Raw genomic sequence first — 19,752 nt, 5'->3', positions numbered from 1 at the left:
GAATTCTTTCTGTTTAGATTAACTACAATCTTTGCTTAAACACAACTTTTGATCTTGATCCCTTTTGATCTTGATCCATAAAAATTTTATATAAGATTCTTGAAATACTTATTATAACTAAGCATGGTTAACATTTAACTACAAAACACAAAAAAGCCACTACTTTCGTAATGGCTTTGTTTGCTCCTCTTCTTAGGCTCGAACTAAGGACCCTCTGATTAACAGTCAGATGCTCTAACCAACTGAGCTAAAGAGGAAGGTTATTTTTCGCGTTAGCGGATGCAAATATATACAGTATTTTCATTATTACAAAATGAAATATTATTTTTTTTAAAAAAAATTAATTCGTGAGGGCTTTAAAAATATCATTACCGTTGGCAAACAACACTAAAGCTATTAAAATAAAGAAGCCTATCACTTGTGCGCGCTCTAAAAACTTTTCGCTTGGTTTCTTTCCAGATATTATTTCGAATAACAAAAACACCACGTGCCCACCATCTAATGCTGGTATTGGCAATAAATTAAGTATGGCTAACATAATAGATAAGAATGCGGTTAAGCCCCAGAAATCTTGCCAAATCCATTGGTCAGGGAATACGTCAAAAATGGCTTTAAAGCCACCGACTCCTTTATAAGCACCTGTACTAGGTGTGAAAATTTTTCCTAATTGATCAAAATAACCAGAAACTTGTTCTTTAAATTTATCTACACCGCCACCAAAACTTTCTAAAAAGGTATAGTCTTTATGTATGATATCAAAATAACCTAGTTCTGCAAACCTTGAATTATGAGTAGCCAAACCAACACCAAACTTTCCGTTTTTATCTACCTCTAAGGTTCTGTCTATTTTTTCATCTTCTCTTAAAAATGTAGCTGTTACAGATTGGTTCTTGTACTCTAATAATTTATCTGCTACCTGATCAAAATAACGAATTTCTTCACCATTAAGCGCTAGTAAAATATCTCCTGTTTTTATATCTACACTTTTATTTATAGAAGTATCTGGTACAGTGCCAACCATAAATGGAATTCGTAACTTAAAAGTTCCATTCTTTCTTTCGGCCGACGACAGCTGACCTAAGAAATCTTTTGGGAGCACAATTTCTTTCTTCTGGTTATCTCTAACTATAGAATACTTTTCGCCCTTTACTAAATTTTTCTTAACGTCATAATAGGTATCAACTTTCTCATCATTAATAGCTAATATCTTATCGCCATTTTTAAAACCAACATCTAAAAGCAATTCGTTTTCAATCCAAAAACCATCTTTCATACTGTCAGTAGTAACATCTGTATCTCCATAGGTAAAAGAAATAGCCACATAAATTACATAGGCCAAAATAAAATTCACCGTAACTCCACCTAACATAATAATTAAACGTTGCCATGCTGGCTTAGAACGAAATTCCCATGGCTGAGGAGGTAGTGCCATTTGCTCTTTATCCATACTTTCATCAATCATTCCAGCTATTTTCACATAACCGCCAAGAGGTAACCAACCTATACCATATACAGTATCTCCAATTTTCTTTTTAAATAGTGAAAATTTTACATCAAAAAAGAGGTAAAATTTTTCGACTTTAGTCTTAAAAAGTTTCGCCGGTATAAAGTGTCCAAGCTCGTGCAATACAATAAGCAAGGATAAACTGAGTAAAAATTGAGATATTTTTATAATAAATTCCATGTAATCTTTTTCAAATTTCGATGTGCAAAAGTAATGTATTTATCTCAAACGTATATTTAAAAAAAACATAGGAATACGTTAAAACAGCACCTTAGCTATATTTTTACAACTCTTTTAGTGATTGTCTTATCCTTTGTTTGAATTTGAACAAATAATAAACCTGACGCTAAAGTATTTAAATGAATTTGAGCGCTCCAATGGTGTTGCAATACTAATTGTCCTAAACTGTTATACACTTTAATAGTTTCAACCTCTATATGTTCGGGCTTTATAAGGTTTATTACAGAAGTTGTTGGACTGGGATATAAAATTATATCATCATCAAAATTAAAATCAGAGGTACTTAAACTTACCGTATTGTTTTTTGAAATTAAATGGTAATCCGGATCAATTAACACCTCTTGAACTGTAAAATTGACCGTTTCAAAAAATTGTTCATTATTAATAGTATTGTTTAAAACAAGATCTAAAGATTCTCCAAAAGTTCCTAAAATTCTAATTGGTACTTCGGCTTCAAAAAAAGAAACCGAGGCATGACTTTGGGTTTGCGACACCATAAGTTGCAACTGGCTTTCATCTTGATTCCAATTCACAGCATAAGTTGGATAGCCTTGATTATAAACCCAATCGTTAAAAAATTCATCTAAATCTTCACCCGTTGTTGCTTCCATAACATCAATAAAATCCTCTGTTTTAGCATAATCGTAAGCTAAATCTGGACTATCTAAATAATTTTGTAACCCTTGATAAAAGTCTGCATCACCAAGCTTTTTTCTTAACATGTGTAAAACCATAGCTCCTTTATTATAACTAAGGCGACTACTAAAAATCCTATTAACACTTGTAGTATCTTGGTCTGTAAGATATACAGCGCCATGAGGCTGTGAGGTAATATTATTAACGGTCTGCTGTCTCCACGATTTAAAACTAGGTGCGCCATCTAAACCTTCAATAACCAATCCAGACAAATACGTTGCAAAGCCTTCGTTTAACCAAATATCTTTCCAACTTCCACAGGTTATTTTATTGCCAAACCATTGGTGTGCTAGTTCGTGAGCAATAAGCCCTCTATTAAAAGAGCCCATAAAGGATATTGTGGTGTGCTCCATGCCTCCTCCCCAACCAAATTGGGCATGGCCATATTTTTCGTCTGCAAAAGGATATTCTTCAAACAAATTTGTAAAAAGATTCATAATATCTACAGTCACTCCAGTACTCGCTTGTGCACTTGCTAAATTTTCTGGATAGACATAATTTACAATATCAAATGGATTTCCATTATTTGCTACTTCATGGGAATACACTTCATAATTAGTAACAGCTACAGCAATTAAATAAGCAGGAATGGGATGACCATGCTTAAAATGCGTGGTTTTCTCAGAACCTGTAACCACCTGGCTTTGCTCTAACCCATTAGATACTGCCACATACGGTTTATTCAATGGATTTAATACTGGAGTGGTAATATATACATCGATATCTTCTATCTTATCTATTAAATCTTGCTTACAAGGCCACCAACCTTTGGCACCATAAGGTTCAGACAGCGTCCAAATAATAGGATCATTATCATTACCATGAGTGGTCTGCTCAAAAGAACCAAAACCAGAACTCACAGGATTACCAGCATAACTCACTGTTAACGAATCTAAAACTCCTTGCGCTTGTGTAGTTGGCAAGGTAATAATCAATTCATCATCAGAATTTTGCGTATAACTTAAATTGCTACCACGCTGTAATACTTGAGACACAATCATATTATCTGCCAAATCAAAAGTGATTTCAGTCATGGCCTCCTTAGCTTCAAAATAAGTAGTGACATCACCAGAAATTGTTGCTACAGACGGATCTATATTTAATTCTAACCGATGGTATTTCACATCGTAATTTCCTGTATTAGCATTTTGAGCATTCATTATTTGGCGTAATGCTGAATTCGCTTCAGCTGAACGAATAGCATGTAATGTCTCATTATAATCTTGTGCGTTTATATTTAAAGCAAATACCAAGATAAGGCAGCTAAAAAATCGTTTCATAGAGCTAGTTTTAATGTTAAAAATAAAGATTTTCTTGAGATTCAGTCGTATTTTTGCCTTTCAACATAGCTTTAATACACACGTAATGTCATTTCTTTCATTTTTTAAAGGGTATAAAAAATTCGGAATCTTTTTTTCAATACTTTGTATCATCATCATCGCAATAATATACAATGTATTAAATGTAAAACATCCACTTCCTGTTTATCAGCCTGGTATGGTAAGCGAAGAATTGGTAGACAGCACTATTCAACACCAATTAAAATACCACAAAATAGCTGATTTTAGCTTGACCAATCAAAATGGAGAAACCATAACTCAAGAGACTTACAAGGATAAAATTTATGTCGCCGATTTTTTCTTTACAACATGTCAAACAATATGTCCAATAATGACAGACCACATGTCTTTAATACAAAAAGAAATTATTAACGATGACGATGTAATGTTACTTTCACATTCCGTAACACCAAAAATTGATAGTGTCGCACAACTAAAAAAATACGCTAAAGAAAAAGGAGTTATAGATCGAAAATGGAATTTAGTTACAGGCGATAAAAAACAAATCTACGAACTCGCTAGAAAAAGCTACTTAGCCGTAAAAACCGATGGTAATGGAGATGCCTACGATATGATACATACCGAAAACTTTATGTTGATTGATAAAAACCGTCAAATTAGAGGATTTTACGATGGCACAAAACCTGAAGATATTGACCAACTTTTACAAGATATTGAGACTTTAAAATCTTTTGGTGGCTCATAAATAATTGTAAAGCATTTAAATATTTATTGACTAACTTTTTAAGCTAATAAATTTCTATTACTTTTGCTTCTTTAAAATTAATCTAAATAAGGATAAGGTTGACATTAGCAGATCTAAAACGCGGACAACAAGGCATTATTACTGATGTATCTTCTATACATATTCCATTAAAACTTCTCGAAATGGGTTGTTTACCTGGTAATTTGGTAGAACTTGTACAAGTTGCTCCTTTTGCAGACCCAATGTATCTTAACATTAATGGTACGCATTTAGCCATTAGAAAAGAAACTGCTATTCATATTATAATTGAAACTGCGCATGAGTAAGCAAATCAACGTCGCGTTAATAGGAAATCCAAATACTGGAAAAACATCTGTTTTCAATGCACTAACTGGATTAAATCAAAAAGTTGGTAATTATCCTGGTATTACGGTTGAAAAAAAAGAAGGGATCTGTAAACTGCCACGAGGAGTAAAAGCACATATTATTGATTTACCAGGAACCTATAGCTTAAACGCATCATCTTTAGATGAAAACGTTGTTATTGAATTACTACTAAATAAAACCGATAAAGATTACCCTGATGTTGCTGTTGTTGTTAGTGATGTAGAAAATTTAAAACGAAATCTTTTATTATTCACTCAAATTAAAGATCTAAAAATTCCAACAATTTTAGTCATTAACATGGCTGATAGAATGGAATATAAAGGCATTTCATTAAATTTAGATTATTTAGAAACGCAACTTAAAACTAAAATAGCATTAATAAGTACGCGAAAAAATAAGGGCATAGACAAGTTAAAAGAATTAATAGCGACTCATAAAGAACTCTCTGTTGAACCTTGTTTAGATGCCTCTACCATAGATAAAGCTTATTTTGATAACTTAAGAAAAGCATTTCCTAATCAATTATTATACAAGCTTTGGTTGGTAATTACCCAAGATGTCAACTTCGGAAAAACAGACCGAAAAACATTTGAAGCCGTTGAAGATTTCAAAACGAAGTCTAAAACAGACTTAAAACGACTTCAACAAAAGGAAACCATAAAACGTTACCAATTTATAAACGAAACACTAAAGTTAGGGCAAACTATTGACCTTAAATCGGCAAAAGACTTACGTATAAAACTAGACAGAATTCTAACTCACAAAGTTTGGGGCTACTTAATTTTCGGAATCATTTTACTTACCATTTTTCAAGCGATTTACGATTGGTCGAGTATTCCAATGGATTTTATTGATAGTTCATTTGCCTCATTAAGCGAGTGGACAAAGAGCACCTTACCTGAAGGAGCATTTACAAACCTCTTGGCAGAAGGTATTATTTCAGGACTTGGTGGTATTGTGATTTTCATTCCACAGATCGCCTTCTTGTTTCTATTTATTTCTATTCTTGAAGAAAGCGGCTATATGAGTCGTGTGGTCTTTTTAATGGATCGTATTATGCGACGTTTTGGACTTAGTGGAAAAAGTGTTGTGCCTTTAATTTCGGGAACAGCCTGTGCTATTCCTGCTATTATGGCAACTCGAAACATTGAAAGTTGGAAAGAGCGTTTAATCACTATTTTAGTCACTCCTTTCACTACGTGTTCGGCAAGGTTGCCTGTTTACCTTATTATTATTGCTTTAGTTATACCCGAAGGACGAATATTAGGATTAAGCTATCAAGCCTTAACTTTAATGCTCTTATACCTTATTGGATTTGGAGCTGCCGTTGGTTCTGCTTGGATTTTAAATAAAATTCTTAAGATAAAAAGTAAGAGTTTCTTCGTTGTTGAAATGCCAAATTACAAATTACCGTTATTTAAAAACGTTGCCTTAACAGTTTTAGAGAAAACAAAAGCTTTTGTATTTGGAGCGGGTAAAATTATACTTGCCATATCTATTGTATTGTGGTTTTTAGCATCTTATGGCCCTGGAGACGATTTTAATAACGCCGAAACCATTGTTACAGAACAATACGCTTCAGAAAACTTATCTGAAGAGGAATTAAATCAAAAAATAGAATCTCATAAATTAGAACATTCCTTTATAGGTATTGCAGGTCATGCAATAGAACCAGCAATAAGACCATTAGGTTACGATTGGAAAATTGGTATTGCCATAGTGAGTTCTTTTGCGGCACGTGAAGTTTTTGTTGGAACTCTAGCCACTATATATAGTGTTGGTAGTGATGAAGAAGAAACCATTAAAAACAGAATGGCAGGAGAAGTTAACCCAATACTTGGAGGTCCATTATTTAACTTTGCTTCTGGTATTTCATTACTGTTATTTTACGCCTTTGCTATGCAATGCATGAGCACACTTGCTATTGTAAAAAAGGAAACAAATTCATGGAAATGGCCTATATATCAATTAGTAATTATGAGCGCTTTTGCTTATATTGTAGCTTTAGTTGCATATCAACTTTTAATATAAATAAGCCTAAAACAAACTTATGAATACCATTATTCAAAACATATTAGTTTTTGTAGCATTAGGTTTAGCCTTACTTTTTTTAGTGCGTAAATTTATTTGGACACCTAAGAAAAAATCGGCTAAAGCTTGTGGAGGTGATGATGGCTGCGGATGTCATTAATTGTTATTTCAATCGCTTACTTTTTTGATTACAAATCTAATAAATCAACATTTTTAAAAGACCTCATAAATGGCATTCTTATATGCATTGGTCTTTTAATTTCGGCATTAGTATTTGTAGCTATATTTAATCTAACTATTGTTCATGGAATTTTCTATATAGGTATAGAAATCATTCTCGTATTCGTCCTAAAAGCCTTTATACAGCATAATAACAATAGTAATAAATAAGCTGCTCCTATTTTTCTATAAAACCTGAAGGAACAGAAAATGTATCAACATCTGGTGTTACAAACTTTACATTGTTTAACGTTGCATTACCGATAACTTTTCCTAAGCCATCCTCTTTAGACCATTCATAAAATTCCCAGTGATGTGCTATTGGTACACCATCTATCATTTTATAATTAGAGTAACCTATGGCATGCGGATCTGCCTCTGCTGCTTCTGTAGATTTATTAACCGTAACAATATAAGCCACGTAATCCATCATATGTGTTTTTGGGTCGCTGTAAACAATATACCAATCATCTGGAGCATCTCCTGTATTGGCTTCAAACGTTAAACGTTGCGAATTGTATGTTTTATCATTAAGCTTTGCGCTTTCTACATCAGACCAAATAGTTCCTTGGTCGCTCAACTTAGTAGGAAACAATAAGAAATACATCCACGTGTAAGCATCAAATCGCGCTGCTTTATCATTTTTAAGGTTTGGCGAATGAAATACGTTTTCGCCATCATAATAAATGAAAGTACCATGATTTAATGCCATCTTTCCTTTTGTAGAATTGGTTAAATACGTCATTTTGCCACTAAGGCGTTCTTTACCACCAAAACTAATGACCATATCTAATTCAATAGCTTCTTTAGACAAAAATACGTCCTTATTATATGCCTCTTCAATAGTTTCTACAGGTGTGAGCATCTTATTTTCTATGGCGGGCTCAGAGGTTTCTACTTCAACTGGTGCTTTCTTTTCGCTTTTACAACTTGTTGAAACAATTAAAAGCAATACACAGACAATACTAAACTTAAACATATAAGACATATTTTGGGGTTTTATTAAACGTATCGACCAAATTAGAGTGTAAAATGAACACAGACGCTTAGGTCTAGGAATTTTAAGATAAGTTTAGCGTTTTATGTAAAAATTCTAGCTAAAGCGGAATTAAACCTTCTTTAAGTATAAATTTTTAGCCACACTTTGAGAGACTACTATTTCTGAATGCTCTAAAGCTATTTTTATAGAATTATCAAAAGGCTCTTTATGCTTCACTGTAATTATTGTGCCAAGTGCAATATTATTGCTGTCTAGGTATTTCAAAAATTTAGAAGAGGTATCATCTACTCCAACACATTTGTATGTAGAACCTACTTCAGCTTTAGCCAAAACTATTTTTTCAATATGCTTAAAGTTACCTTCCTTATCCGGAATTGGATCTCCATGAGGATCATACGTCGGAAATTCTAAAAATGCATCAAGTTCGTCAATCAACTTTTCTGACTTAATATGCTCTAAATGCTCTGCCACTTCATGAACCTCATCCCAAGAAAAGTTTAATTTTTCTACTAAAAACACTTCCCAAAGGCGATGCTTTCTAATAATATTTACTGCGACACGTCTACCGTCATCTGTTAAAGTAACACCTTGGTATTTTTTATAATCCGCATAATTCTTTTCAGATAGTTTTTTAATCATATCTGTAACAGAAGATGCCTTGGTCTGCATAGCAGAAGCGATAGCATTTGTATTTACCGTTTTTTCGCCATTACTACTTAAGTGGTAAATCGCTTTAATATAATTTTCTTCTGTTAGTGTAATCATAAGTTTATCGTGTTCTGCAAATATAGAAAAACTAAACTTCTTAAAATATTTTTAGACTAATCTAAAAATACTTTTATATTTGTGTAAAATTAATTCAAGATGAGACTAATTAATATAATTATTTTTATGATTTGTGCTAATACAACAGCACAGTCAACTTTTAGTTTAAAAGGAAAAGTTCTATCCAACGGTAAGCCTCTTTCGTACGCAAATGTGTATATTGAAAACACAGATAAAGGTGCCACAACTAATGAGAATGGTGTTTTTAGCATTCCTAACTTAGCTCCTGGAAATTATTCTGTAGCTGCTTCTTTTACAGGGTATACTCTTCAAAAGAAAACGGTTATAATTAAAGCCAAGGATAGCTATATCTCCTTTAACTTAAACGAAGATGATGCACTTGATGAAGTGATTATCACAGGAACCTTAAAAGCGGTTTCAAGATTAGAAAGCCCTGTCCCTGTAGAAGTTTATACACCTACTTTTTTAAAGAAAAATCCAACACCAAATATTTTTGAAGCGCTTCAGAATGTTAATGGAGTTCGTCCACAATTAAACTGCAACGTTTGCAATACTGGCGACATTCACATCAATGGTTTAGAAGGACCCTATACACTTGTTTTAATCGATGGTATGCCTATTGTCAGTGGATTATCTACCGTTTATGGGTTATCTGGGATTCCTAATTCGCTTATTGAACAAATAGAAGTAGTTAAAGGACCTGCATCTTCATTATATGGTAGTGAGGCTGTTGGTGGACTTATAAATGTGATTACCAAATTACCTGAAAATTCCCCTCGTTTCTTTGCAGATGCCTTTGTAACGGGTTGGGGAGAAACCAACTTAGACCTTGGTTTTAAAGCCCAAGTAGGTAAAAAAGCAACTGTTTTAGTAGGTACTAACTACTTTAAATTTGATGAACTTATAGATAATAACAATGATAATTTTACAGATTTAACTTTACAAGATCGCATTTCAATATTTCAAAAATGGGATTTTAAAAGGGCAAGTAACCGAAAATTATCTTTGGCTGGTCGTTACTTTTATGAGGATCGTTGGGGAGGCGAACTCCAGTGGAACAAAACGTATAGAGGTGGAGATGCTATTTATGGTGAAAGCATCTATACGTCGCGTTTTGAAATCTTAGGAGACTACGAATTGCCTTTGAGTGAAAAAGTAAACTTTCAATTTTCATATTCCGATCACGATCAAAATTCAGTATATGGAAACACTCCTTATTTAGCACAACAACGCATTGGTTTTGGACAGTTAATTTGGGATAAAAAAATAGACAAACACGACTTATTATTCGGAACTGCATTACGTTATAATTATTATAATGACAATACAACCGCAACCATAAGTGCCGACGAAGTAACAATGCCTTCACTATTCATTCAAGATGAAATTGCCTTCAACAAAAAGCAAAGTTTATTACTTGGTATGCGTTATGATTACGATAGCAGACATGGCAATATTTTTACACCAAGAATAGCCTATAGATACAAACCTACTGATAATGACATTATACGCCTTAATGCAGGTACTGGCTTTAGAGTGGTCAATTTATTTACCGAAGAACACGCAGCACTTACCGGAGCAAGAGATGTTATCATAAAAGAGACCTTACAACCCGAAGAGTCCTATAATATTACACTTAATTATTTGAAAAAATTATACCTAGACAATGGTATGTATTTTACTTTTGACACCTCAGCTTGGTACACGTATTTTACTAACGCTATACTACCAGATTACGACACCAATCCTAATAAAATTATATACAGCAACTTGGATGGTTACTCCACGTCTAAAGGCCTTAGTTTTAATGTCGATGCCGTTTTTGGCAGTGGTATAAAAGCGTCTATAGGTGCCACTTATCAAGATGTTTCTCAAACTGAAAATGACCAACACATTAAACAAATTTTAACCGAACAATACTCTGGCGTATGGTCGCTGTCCTACAGGAACTACAAAACAAATTTGACATTAGATTATACAGGAAATCTTTACGGACCAATGCGATTGCCATTGTTAGGAGATTTAGATCCAAGACAAGAGTATTCACCAACGTGGAGCATTCAAAACATACAAGCAACCTATGATGGTTTAGATAATCTTGAAATTTATGCTGGAGTAAAAAACCTATTAAACTGGACACCAAATAAAGGAAACCCTTTTATAATCGCTAGAGCAGATGATCCTTTTGATAAAAACGTTCAATTTAATGGAGATGGTGATGTCATTCCTACAACAGACAATCCATACGCACTAACATTTGACCCGTCATATGTTTATGGACCCAACCAAGGTGTAAGATTATTCTTTGGAATGAGATATAACCTAAATTAATCATACAATTTTAGTACCTTCGTAATAAATATTTAGATATATGAAAAAAATAATTTTCTTCTTAGCTATCACGCTCATTTTTACGGCGTGTAAGGATGAATCTAAAGATAACGGCAAACTCAATATTGTAACCACTACGACCATGATAACCGATTTGGTTCAAAATATTGGTGGTGATATGGTGAATGTACAAGGTTTAATGGGTTCCGGAGTAGATCCACACCTCTACAAAGCCAGTGAAGGAGACGTTTCTAAATTAGTCAATGCAGATATTATTTTTTACAGCGGATTACATTTAGAAGGTAAACTCGTAGAAGTCCTTGAAAAAATGAAAAGCACCAACAAAACCACGATAGCACTTTCAGATGCCTTAGACAAAAAAACATTAATAGGTTCAGAGTATTTTGCTTCAAATTACGATCCACACGTTTGGTTCGATATTAATTATTTTCAGCAATTCGCAATAAAAGTAGCCAGTGTTTTATCAGAAAAAGATCCTAAAAATGCTTTAAAATACGAAACTAACAAGAATGCTTATATCATTAAATTAGAAGCACTTCAAGATAAGGTAAAACAAACAATAACCACACTTCCCAAAGAAAAACGAATATTAGTAACTGCCCATGATGCGTTTAATTATTTTGGAAAAGCCTACGGATTTGAAGTCGTTGGCTTACAAGGTATATCTACAGCGACTGAAGCAGGTGTACAAGATGTTCAAAAATTAGCTACATTTATTATCGAGAAAAACATTAAAGCCATATTTATAGAAAGTTCAGTACCAAAACGAACGATTGAAGCTCTGCAGGCTTCTGTAAAATCTAAAGGACACGATGTAAAAATTGGAGGCACCTTGTATTCTGATGCGCTCGGAAATGCAGGCACAGCAGAAGGCACTTATATTGGTATGTTTGAATATAATGTAAACACGATTGTAAATGCTTTAAAATAAAATTCCTGCGAAGGCAGGAATCTCATTAAATTAGAGTTAAATCTCAAAAATGAAAATAGAATCAAAGGAAAATATAAAAAACAACGATACTACTGATAAGACTCCTGCTTCCGCAGGAGTAATTGCTGTAAAAGTAGACGACCTTACCGTTGCCTACAACTACAAACCTGTACTTTGGGACATCGATTTAGAAATCCCAGAAGGAGTTTTAATGGCTATTGTTGGACCTAATGGCGCAGGAAAATCTACACTTATAAAATCGATTTTAGGGATACTAAAACCTATTGCTGGAAGTGTTAGCATTTACGGAAAACCATACGAAAAGCAACGACAACTCGTTGCCTACGTGCCTCAAAAAGGAAGTGTAGATTGGGATTTCCCTACCACAGCATTAGATGTGGTGATGATGGGAACCTATGGAAGTCTAGGCTGGATTAAACGTCCTGGACAAAAAGAAAAAAAAGCAGCACTTGAAGCGTTGGAAAAAGTAGGGATGTTAGCGTTTAAAAGTCGACAAATTAGTCAGCTTTCAGGAGGACAACAACAACGTATTTTTTTAGCACGCGCTTTAGTACAAAATGCTTCAATTTATTTTATGGATGAACCATTTCAAGGAGTCGATGCAACCACTGAAATCGCCATCATTAATATTTTAAAAGAATTACGAAAAGCAGGTAAAACAGTTATTGTGGTACATCACGATTTACAAACCGTGCCCGAATATTTTGATTGGGTAACCTTTTTAAACGTCAAGAAAATTGCCACAGGACCTGTAAAGGATATCTTTAATGACGATAATTTAACGAAAACTTATGGTATTAACTATAAAGTAAGTATACAGGAATAAAATTAGTTGTCAGTTTTCAGTCGCAGTAAGCAGTGCTTACGCTATTGAAAACATGAAATCAATAAAAACATGAAATACGCATACACTATTTTATATGTCGAAGATGTTAAAAAGACCATGTCATTCTATGAAAATGCTTTTGGATTTCAAAACAAATTCATCACACCAGAGCATGATTATGGAGAGTTACTTTCCGGTGAAACCACAATCGCTTTTGCATCTCATTCCTTAGGCAATTCAAACTTAAAAAAAGGCTTTAAACAACTTTCAATACATGAAGAGCCCAACGGAATTGAAATGGCTTTTACAACTGAAAACATTGAAACAGACTTTAAAAACGCATTGGCAGTAGGTGCTGTTGAATACGAAAGTATTACCCAAAAACCTTGGGGACAAAAAGTAGGATATTTAAGGGATATTAATGGGTTTCTAATAGAAATTTGTACACCAATAAAACATTAAAGGCCATAAACTTAATCGAATACATAGAACTTGTCTTTACAGACTACACGCTAAGAACCATCACACTTGGAACAGCCATATTAGGAGCTGTTACAGGAATGCTTGGTAGTTTTGCTGTACTTAGAAAACAAAGTTTATTAGGAGATGCTATTTCTCATGCCGCTTTACCAGGTATTGCGATTGCTTTTTTAATTACTGGAGCTAAAGACAGTAATACGTTATTAATTGGAGCTTTAATTAGCGGATTAATTGGTACGTTTTGGATTAGAGGTATTGTCACCAAAACCCACTTAAAATCAGATACCGCTTTAGGTTTAATTCTGTCTTTGTTTTTCGGATTTGGAATGTTGTTACTCACCTTTATTCAAAAACAACCTAATGCTAACCAAGCCGGATTAGACAAGTACCTTTTCGGACAGGCAGCTACCTTAGTAGAAAGTGATGTCTGGTTAATGGCTATTGTTACAGGAATCTGTTTTATAGTCATGCTCACCTTCTGGAAAGAGTTTAAAATTTTACTCTTTGATGCCGATTACGCCCAAACACTCGGTTTCAATACTAAATTTATAGATATTCTTATCACAACATTTATTGTTTTAGCTATTGTGTTAGGACTTCAAACCGTTGGAGTAGTTTTAATGAGTGCTATGCTATTAGCTCCTGCTGCTGCTGCTAGACAATGGACAAACAGTTTATCAGTTATGGTGCTCTTAGCAGCACTTTTTGGTGCCTTTTCTGGGGTCTTTGGAACAGCAATTAGTGCGAGTCAAGATAATTTATCTACAGGACCTGTTATTGTGTTAGTGGCTGGCGTTTTTGTCGTGTTTTCATTTATATTTTCTCCTAGTCGGGGCTTATTATTTAAGCAAATCCGATTCATTAAAAATCGTCGCGATTTAGAACTACATAAAACACTCGCATTTATGCATCATATTGCAGAAACTCACGAAGATATTTCACATCCACACTCCATAAAACTTTTGAATAATTTTCAGGGTTATACACGTTCTACGCTTCAAAAGTTGGTAGATAAAGATTATGTACAACTCGATGGAAATATGTGGAGTTTAACCAAAACTGGTTTTGAAACCGCAGCTAATTTATATACTAAACAATCCACCGAAGATGAGTAGTGCACAACTAGAAATACAGCTCATAGCAAGTTTAGTAGCCGTTGCTTGTGCCATTCCTGGGACGTTTTTAGTCCTTAGAAAAATGGCTATGATTAGCGATGCTATTAGTCATTCTATCTTACCTGGTATTGTTGTTGGTTTTTTTGTAACACAAGATTTAAATTCACCTTTATTAATTCTACTAGCAGCTTTAACAGGTATTATTACGGTGGTTTTAGTAGAATATATCCAGAAAACAGGATTGGTAAAAGAAGACACAGCCATAGGACTAGTATTTCCAGCCATGTTTAGTATTGGCGTCATTCTGATTGCTAAAAACGCCAACGATGTCCATTTAGATGTCGATGCTGTTTTATTAGGCGAATTAGCCTTTGCTCCTTTTGATAGGTTACTCATTGCCGGAACTGATGTAGGTCCAAAATCACTTTGGGTCGTTGGCACTATTCTACTCATCACAATTACACTTTTAATTTTATTTTTTAAAGAATTGAAAATAAGCACCTTTGACAAAGGTTTGGCAGCATCCTTAGGGTTTTCACCAGCGATTATCCATTACGGATTAATGTCTGTATCATCCATAACAACTGTTGGTGCATTTGATGCGGTTGGAGCTATTTTAGTAGTCGCTTTAATGATTGCTCCCGCTGCTGCTGCCTATTTACTAACCACAGACCTAAAGAAGATGCTAGCCTTAGCCATAGGTTTCGGCATTTTTAGTGCCATTTTTGGCTATTGGGTAGCACATTGGCTAGATGCTTCAATTGCAGGTTCTATTACAACGGTTCTTGGTTTAGTCTTTTTATTGGTCTATTTATTTGCTCCTTCAAAAGGTATTATCGCCGTTATGTACAGAGAAAAACAGCAACGTACCGAAGTCTCTTTATTGACGTTTTTACTACACTTAAAGAATCATGATGAAATTGAAGAGCGCCACGTTAATCACCTCAACGAGCATATTAATTGGCAAAAAGTACGTGCTAAAACCGTTCTCGATTTAGCCAAAAAAAATAATATGATTCATATTGAAGACAATATTGTGTCCTTAACTAAAAAAGGAGATGAATTCACGTCTAAAGCCATTGATTACATTATTACTAATGAAGATGCGCAAATTGAAGACATGAAGGATGATTTCTTTTTGTTTAGAGGATAAATTGGATTTATTTGTAATACTATTGAAAGCTTCAATACTTAATAACGACAGATGCCAATATTTTTAAACCATCATGAACCTATTAAATTATCTTACAGGTAAAAACGGATTAATCCTTTTAGGGTTTATTGTCCTATGTGTTTTTATCTATAACAAGTATAAAACACAACGCTATTTTAAATACATTGAAAAACGACAGAAAGAAAAAGAAAGGAAAGAATAAACTTTTATAACATCCTATTGTCTTCTAACAACTGTAGACTTATTTAAACCCACGTTCCTTCTGAATATGCTCATAAGCTTCTTGCACTTGTCTAAACTTAGCTTCTGCACCTTCTTGATGTTCTTTACCTAAATGACCGACACGATCTGGGTGGTATTTTTTAGCCATAGTACGATATGCTTTTTTAACCTCCGTATCAGAAACTGACTTATCAATTTCTAAGATTTTATAAGCATTATCACTACTGTTATAAAACATGGCTTTTATGCTTTCGTAATCTCTATTACTAATTCCTAAATACCCTGTTATTGTATAGATTTGACGTAATTCGTCTTCAGTAACTAAACCATCTGCTTTTGCAATTCCGAATAGAAAATGAAGTAATTGTAATCGCGACGCATGATCCATCATTTGCCTAATCTGCAAACACACTTGGCGTGTAGATATATTTTGTTTGGAAACACGCTTAAACAACTCAAAGGCTTTATTCGCTCTATCTTTACCGTACATATTGGTAAATTGTTGACGTACAAAATCTAATTCGCGTTGGTCTTGTTTCCCATCGGCTTTAATAACAATAGATGCTAAAATCAAAAGACTCACTTCAAAATCACCAGATTGTGTTTGTGATCGTGATGTACGTTGACCGTAATTTGGTGTTTTTCGATACGTATCGCGCTGTCTTCCCGATTGACGATCACCTATTAAAGGCGTACCGCTATCTGTTAAATTATCGACAAAACTACCCAAAGCTAATCCTATAATAGCGCCTATTGGACCACCAAAAGACCAACCCAAAGCACCACCAATCCATTTTGCAAAACTCATATTATATTTTTGATTTTCTAAAGCTGTAAATATACTATATGTTAGTTGGATGAAAATGTAATTTGTTACGTTTTGTGCGCAACCATGTGTATAAATCTGTATCTTATAGGCATAACCAATACCTTAATATTATGAAAACTTCTTTTTATATTCTAGCCTTGATGCTTCTTACACTAAGTTGCAATAGTGATGACGATACACAACAAAACCCAGTACCAACACTTCATGCAACGTGGTCTTTAGTTAATGTTACTGGTGGTTTAGCAGGTGTGAATGACGATTTTGAATCGGGTATAATTACATGGCATTTTAATAATGAACCCTCTGAAATTACCGTTACCAATAATGATACAAGTAATGCTATACATAGTGGTTACCCTTCTGGAACCTATAGTTATGAAGTCGTAACAACTCCTAATGACACCACTGTAGTTATTGAGAATACAGATTTAAGAATTATAAGTTTAACCATTAATCAACTCATTTTAGATGAAGGTATGGTTTCTGACGGTTTTCAATACACTTTTAATAGATAGTCTCAGTTTTTATTCAACGTTATTAGTACTATTGAAAACCAAAATACCACAATTCAAACTGCTTACTGAAGACTAAGGACTGCCGACATATTTTCATTATCTTTGCAATTCAAAATAGATAAATTAAAATTTAAAAATATGTATCCAGCAGAATTAGTAAAACCAATGCGTGAGGATTTAACCAGCGTAGGTTTTGAAGAATTACACACATCAGAAGCTGTAGAAAATGCTATTGCTAAAGAAGGTACAACCTTAGTGGTTGTAAATTCTGTTTGTGGTTGTGCAGCAGCAAATGCCAGACCAGGAGCTAAAACAAGTTTACAAAACCCTAAAAAACCAGATCATATCGTTACTGTTTTTGCAGGTGTAGACAAAGAAGCTGTTGATGCAGCGAGAGCACACATGGTGCCTTTTCCTCCAAGCTCGCCAAGTATGGCTTTGTTTAAAAACGGAGAGCTAGTACACATGTTAGAACGCCACCATATTGAAGGTCGTCCTGCAGAATTAATTGCAGAAAATCTTAAAGATGCATATAACGAGCATTGCTAAAAGATAAAAAAACGAAGTATTTAAACCACGATTTTTATCGTGGTTTTTTTGTACATAAATTGCAATGATTACCTTTGTTACATGAGAAAACTACTAGCCTATCCGCTTTCTATTATATTTTATTTATGCTTTGGGTTAACCTTGGTTATATTTCATATAATCCAATGGATTAGCTTTAATGTATTTGGCTATAAAGCACTTAAGATTAGTGTAGATTGGCTACAATTTTTTATTATGCGCTGCCTTAACCTTTTAGGCACTAGAATCTCATTTTACAATCCTTATAATATTAGTACAGACAGACCCTTAATTATTGTTTGTAATCACCAAAGCATGTATGATATATCTCCTATTATGTGGTACATGCGCAAGCACCATGTAAAATTTGTTTCTAAAAAAGAATTAGGAAAAGGAATCCCAAGTGTTTCCTATAATTTACGTCACGGAGGCTCTGTTTTAATAGACCGAAAAGATGCGAGACAATCGCTATCTGCAATGATGACCTTTGGAGACTATATTGAAAAAACAAAAAGAGCAGCCGTTATTTTCCCCGAAGGTACGCGAAGTAAGAATGGCGTTCCAAGACCATTTAAAACCAAAGGCTTAGAAATGTTAATCAAAAAGATACCTTCTGCTCTCATTGTTCCTATTACAGTTAATAACTCATGGAAAATGTTACGCTACGGAAATTTCCCAATGGGAATAGGAAATCATATGAAATTTACTGTTCATAAGCCCCTAGAAATTATTAACTTTACAAATAAGACTGAATTAATTGAGCAAGTAGAACAAACCATTGTTGCTGCTATTGAGAATTAATTACCAAAAACACCATTAAGATGTCTCTAAAAAATGTAAGATTAGAAGTGATGCAGCATCTCGAAAAAGATGTACAATCGCTAATTGAAAAATATTTAATTCCTGTTGAAAAAATCTGGCAACCTACAGATTTCCTACCAGACTCTACAAAAGACTCTTTTCATGAAGAGGTTAGAGAAATTAGAGAATTATCTAAAGAACTACCTTACGATTTTTGGGTTGTTTTAGTTGGAGATATGATTACTGAAGAAGCCTTACCAAGTTACGAATCATGGCTTATGGACGTTGAAGGTGTAGGCCAAATTGAACGCAATGGATGGTCTACATGGCTAAGACATTGGACAGGTGAAGAAAACAGACATGGTGATGTTTTAAATAAATACTTGTACTTATCTGGTCGAGTAAATATGCGTGAGATTGAAAAAACGACTCAATATTTAATTAATGACGGTTTTGATATTGGTACAGGCAGAGATCCTTATAAAAACTTTGTATACACAAGCTTTCAAGAGTTAGCAACCTATATTTCTCATAACCGTGTCGCTAAAATTGCCAAACAAAAAGGCAATAAGCAATTGGCCAAAATGTGTAAAATCATTTCAGGAGACGAAATGCGCCACCACCATGCGTATTCGGAATTTGTAGAGCGTATTTTTGCTATAGATCCTAACCAGATGATGATGGCTTTTCATGATATGATGAAACGCAAAATTGCGATGCCAGCTCACTTTTTAAGAGAATCTGGAGAGAGTATTGGTACGGCTTTTGAAGAATTTTCTAACACCGCACAACGTCTTGGAGTATACACGTCTAACGATTATGTAGATATCTTACAGAAACTAATTGACCGTTGGGAAATAGGAAAAATGACCGGACTTAATGAGGAAGCCGAAAAAGCAAGAGACTACTTAATGAAACTACCTCCTAGAATGTATCGTTTGTCTGAGCGCATGAAGATTCCGGAGAATTCTTATCAATTTAAATGGGTAGATCCTGCGTAATAATTTCGT

Annotated in this window: 19 protein-coding genes and 1 tRNA gene; 14 read left to right on the top strand and 6 right to left on the bottom strand. The window is 34.1% G+C overall.

What is annotated here, in order from left to right:
• Positions 1 to 183 precede the first annotated feature (183 nt).
• The 3 genes from ABD730_RS17465 to ABD730_RS17455 all read right to left on the bottom strand — a co-directional run bounded on the left by ABD730_RS17465 (position 184) and on the right by ABD730_RS17455 (position 3,720).
• Positions 184 to 257, bottom strand: a tRNA-Asn gene (locus tag ABD730_RS17465).
• An 83-nt stretch (positions 258 to 340) separates the two neighbouring features.
• A complete protein-coding gene (rseP, locus tag ABD730_RS17460) occupies positions 341 to 1,684 on the bottom strand; it encodes an RIP metalloprotease RseP (RefSeq protein ID WP_344716155.1) in 1,344 nt (447 codons plus the stop codon).
• A gap of 95 nt (positions 1,685 to 1,779) precedes the next feature.
• On the bottom strand, positions 1,780 to 3,720 hold the full coding sequence (locus ABD730_RS17455; protein WP_344716154.1) for a M1 family metallopeptidase: 1,941 nt from the start codon (positions 3,718 to 3,720) through the stop codon (positions 1,780 to 1,782).
• An 85-nt stretch (positions 3,721 to 3,805) separates the two neighbouring features.
• Here ABD730_RS17455 and ABD730_RS17450 point away from each other — a divergent pair, with 85 nt between their 5' ends.
• The 4 genes from ABD730_RS17450 to ABD730_RS17435 all read left to right on the top strand — a co-directional run bounded on the left by ABD730_RS17450 (position 3,806) and on the right by ABD730_RS17435 (position 7,064).
• Positions 3,806 to 4,486 (top strand): SCO family protein, encoded by a 681-nt coding sequence (locus tag ABD730_RS17450; protein WP_334468859.1) that lies wholly within the window; start codon positions 3,806 to 3,808, stop codon positions 4,484 to 4,486.
• A gap of 92 nt (positions 4,487 to 4,578) precedes the next feature.
• Entirely contained in the window at positions 4,579 to 4,812 is a 234-nt protein-coding gene (locus ABD730_RS17445; protein WP_115815619.1) for a FeoA family protein, read from the top strand.
• Positions 4,805 to 6,904 (top strand): ferrous iron transport protein B, encoded by a 2,100-nt coding sequence (gene feoB, locus ABD730_RS17440; protein ID WP_334468857.1) that lies wholly within the window; start codon positions 4,805 to 4,807, stop codon positions 6,902 to 6,904. Before ABD730_RS17445 ends, feoB begins: the two co-directional genes overlap by 8 nt.
• A gap of 19 nt (positions 6,905 to 6,923) precedes the next feature.
• Positions 6,924 to 7,064: a FeoB-associated Cys-rich membrane protein gene (locus ABD730_RS17435; RefSeq protein ID WP_334468855.1), complete on the top strand. Its 141-nt coding sequence runs from the start codon at positions 6,924 to 6,926 to the stop codon at positions 7,062 to 7,064.
• 237 nt (positions 7,065 to 7,301) lie between these two features.
• Here ABD730_RS17435 and ABD730_RS17430 read toward each other — a convergent pair whose 3' ends face one another.
• Together ABD730_RS17430 and ABD730_RS17425 are read right to left on the bottom strand one after the other, a co-directional pair.
• A complete protein-coding gene (locus ABD730_RS17430; RefSeq protein ID WP_344716153.1) occupies positions 7,302 to 8,111 on the bottom strand; it encodes a DUF6503 family protein in 810 nt (269 codons plus the stop codon).
• Between the two features lie 120 nt (positions 8,112 to 8,231).
• Positions 8,232 to 8,888 carry a metal-dependent transcriptional regulator gene (locus ABD730_RS17425; protein ID WP_215926620.1) on the bottom strand — a complete coding sequence of 219 codons (657 nt, stop codon included), beginning with the start codon at positions 8,886 to 8,888 and terminating at the stop codon, positions 8,232 to 8,234.
• Between the two features lie 99 nt (positions 8,889 to 8,987).
• On the opposite strand from ABD730_RS17425, the gene ABD730_RS17420 reads away from it, so the two are divergent.
• The 6 genes from ABD730_RS17420 to ABD730_RS17395 all read left to right on the top strand — a co-directional run bounded on the left by ABD730_RS17420 (position 8,988) and on the right by ABD730_RS17395 (position 15,787).
• Positions 8,988 to 11,240: a TonB-dependent receptor gene (locus ABD730_RS17420; protein ID WP_344716152.1), complete on the top strand. Its 2,253-nt coding sequence runs from the start codon at positions 8,988 to 8,990 to the stop codon at positions 11,238 to 11,240.
• Positions 11,241 to 11,280: 40 nt separating this feature from the next.
• Positions 11,281 to 12,192, top strand: coding sequence for a metal ABC transporter solute-binding protein, Zn/Mn family (locus tag ABD730_RS17415; RefSeq protein ID WP_344716151.1), 912 nt, complete (start codon positions 11,281 to 11,283; stop codon positions 12,190 to 12,192).
• A gap of 49 nt (positions 12,193 to 12,241) precedes the next feature.
• Positions 12,242 to 13,039: a metal ABC transporter ATP-binding protein gene (locus ABD730_RS17410; RefSeq protein WP_344716150.1), complete on the top strand. Its 798-nt coding sequence runs from the start codon at positions 12,242 to 12,244 to the stop codon at positions 13,037 to 13,039.
• 69 nt (positions 13,040 to 13,108) lie between these two features.
• The gene (locus ABD730_RS17405) at positions 13,109 to 13,501 is read left to right on the top strand and encodes a VOC family protein (RefSeq protein WP_344716149.1); all 393 of its coding nucleotides are present in this window, start codon (positions 13,109 to 13,111) and stop codon (positions 13,499 to 13,501) included.
• A 5-nt stretch (positions 13,502 to 13,506) separates the two neighbouring features.
• A complete protein-coding gene (locus tag ABD730_RS17400; RefSeq protein ID WP_344716157.1) occupies positions 13,507 to 14,634 on the top strand; it encodes a metal ABC transporter permease in 1,128 nt (375 codons plus the stop codon).
• A complete protein-coding gene (locus ABD730_RS17395; RefSeq protein WP_344716148.1) occupies positions 14,627 to 15,787 on the top strand; it encodes a metal ABC transporter permease in 1,161 nt (386 codons plus the stop codon). Before ABD730_RS17400 ends, ABD730_RS17395 begins: the two co-directional genes overlap by 8 nt.
• 262 nt (positions 15,788 to 16,049) lie before the next feature.
• On the opposite strand, the gene ABD730_RS17390 is transcribed toward ABD730_RS17395, so the two are convergent.
• A complete protein-coding gene (locus ABD730_RS17390; RefSeq protein WP_334468838.1) occupies positions 16,050 to 16,838 on the bottom strand; it encodes a TerB family tellurite resistance protein in 789 nt (262 codons plus the stop codon).
• Between the two features lie 131 nt (positions 16,839 to 16,969).
• On the opposite strand from ABD730_RS17390, the gene ABD730_RS17385 reads away from it, so the two are divergent.
• From ABD730_RS17385 to ABD730_RS17370, 4 genes are all read left to right on the top strand, one after another.
• Positions 16,970 to 17,374 (top strand): hypothetical protein, encoded by a 405-nt coding sequence (locus tag ABD730_RS17385; protein ID WP_344716147.1) that lies wholly within the window; start codon positions 16,970 to 16,972, stop codon positions 17,372 to 17,374.
• A gap of 138 nt (positions 17,375 to 17,512) precedes the next feature.
• Positions 17,513 to 17,923 (top strand): BrxA/BrxB family bacilliredoxin, encoded by a 411-nt coding sequence (locus ABD730_RS17380; protein WP_215926607.1) that lies wholly within the window; start codon positions 17,513 to 17,515, stop codon positions 17,921 to 17,923.
• Between the two features lie 81 nt (positions 17,924 to 18,004).
• Positions 18,005 to 18,742, top strand: coding sequence for a lysophospholipid acyltransferase family protein (locus ABD730_RS17375; protein ID WP_334468834.1), 738 nt, complete (start codon positions 18,005 to 18,007; stop codon positions 18,740 to 18,742).
• Positions 18,743 to 18,762: 20 nt separating this feature from the next.
• The gene (locus ABD730_RS17370; RefSeq protein WP_215926603.1) at positions 18,763 to 19,743 is read left to right on the top strand and encodes an acyl-ACP desaturase; all 981 of its coding nucleotides are present in this window, start codon (positions 18,763 to 18,765) and stop codon (positions 19,741 to 19,743) included.
• Positions 19,744 to 19,752: the final 9 nt, after the last annotated feature.

The sequence above is a fragment of the Winogradskyella damuponensis genome (assembly GCF_039538385.1).
Taxonomy (GTDB): Bacteria; Bacteroidota; Bacteroidia; order Flavobacteriales; family Flavobacteriaceae; genus Winogradskyella; species Winogradskyella damuponensis.
This window is presented reverse-complemented; position numbering and strand designations above follow the sequence as displayed.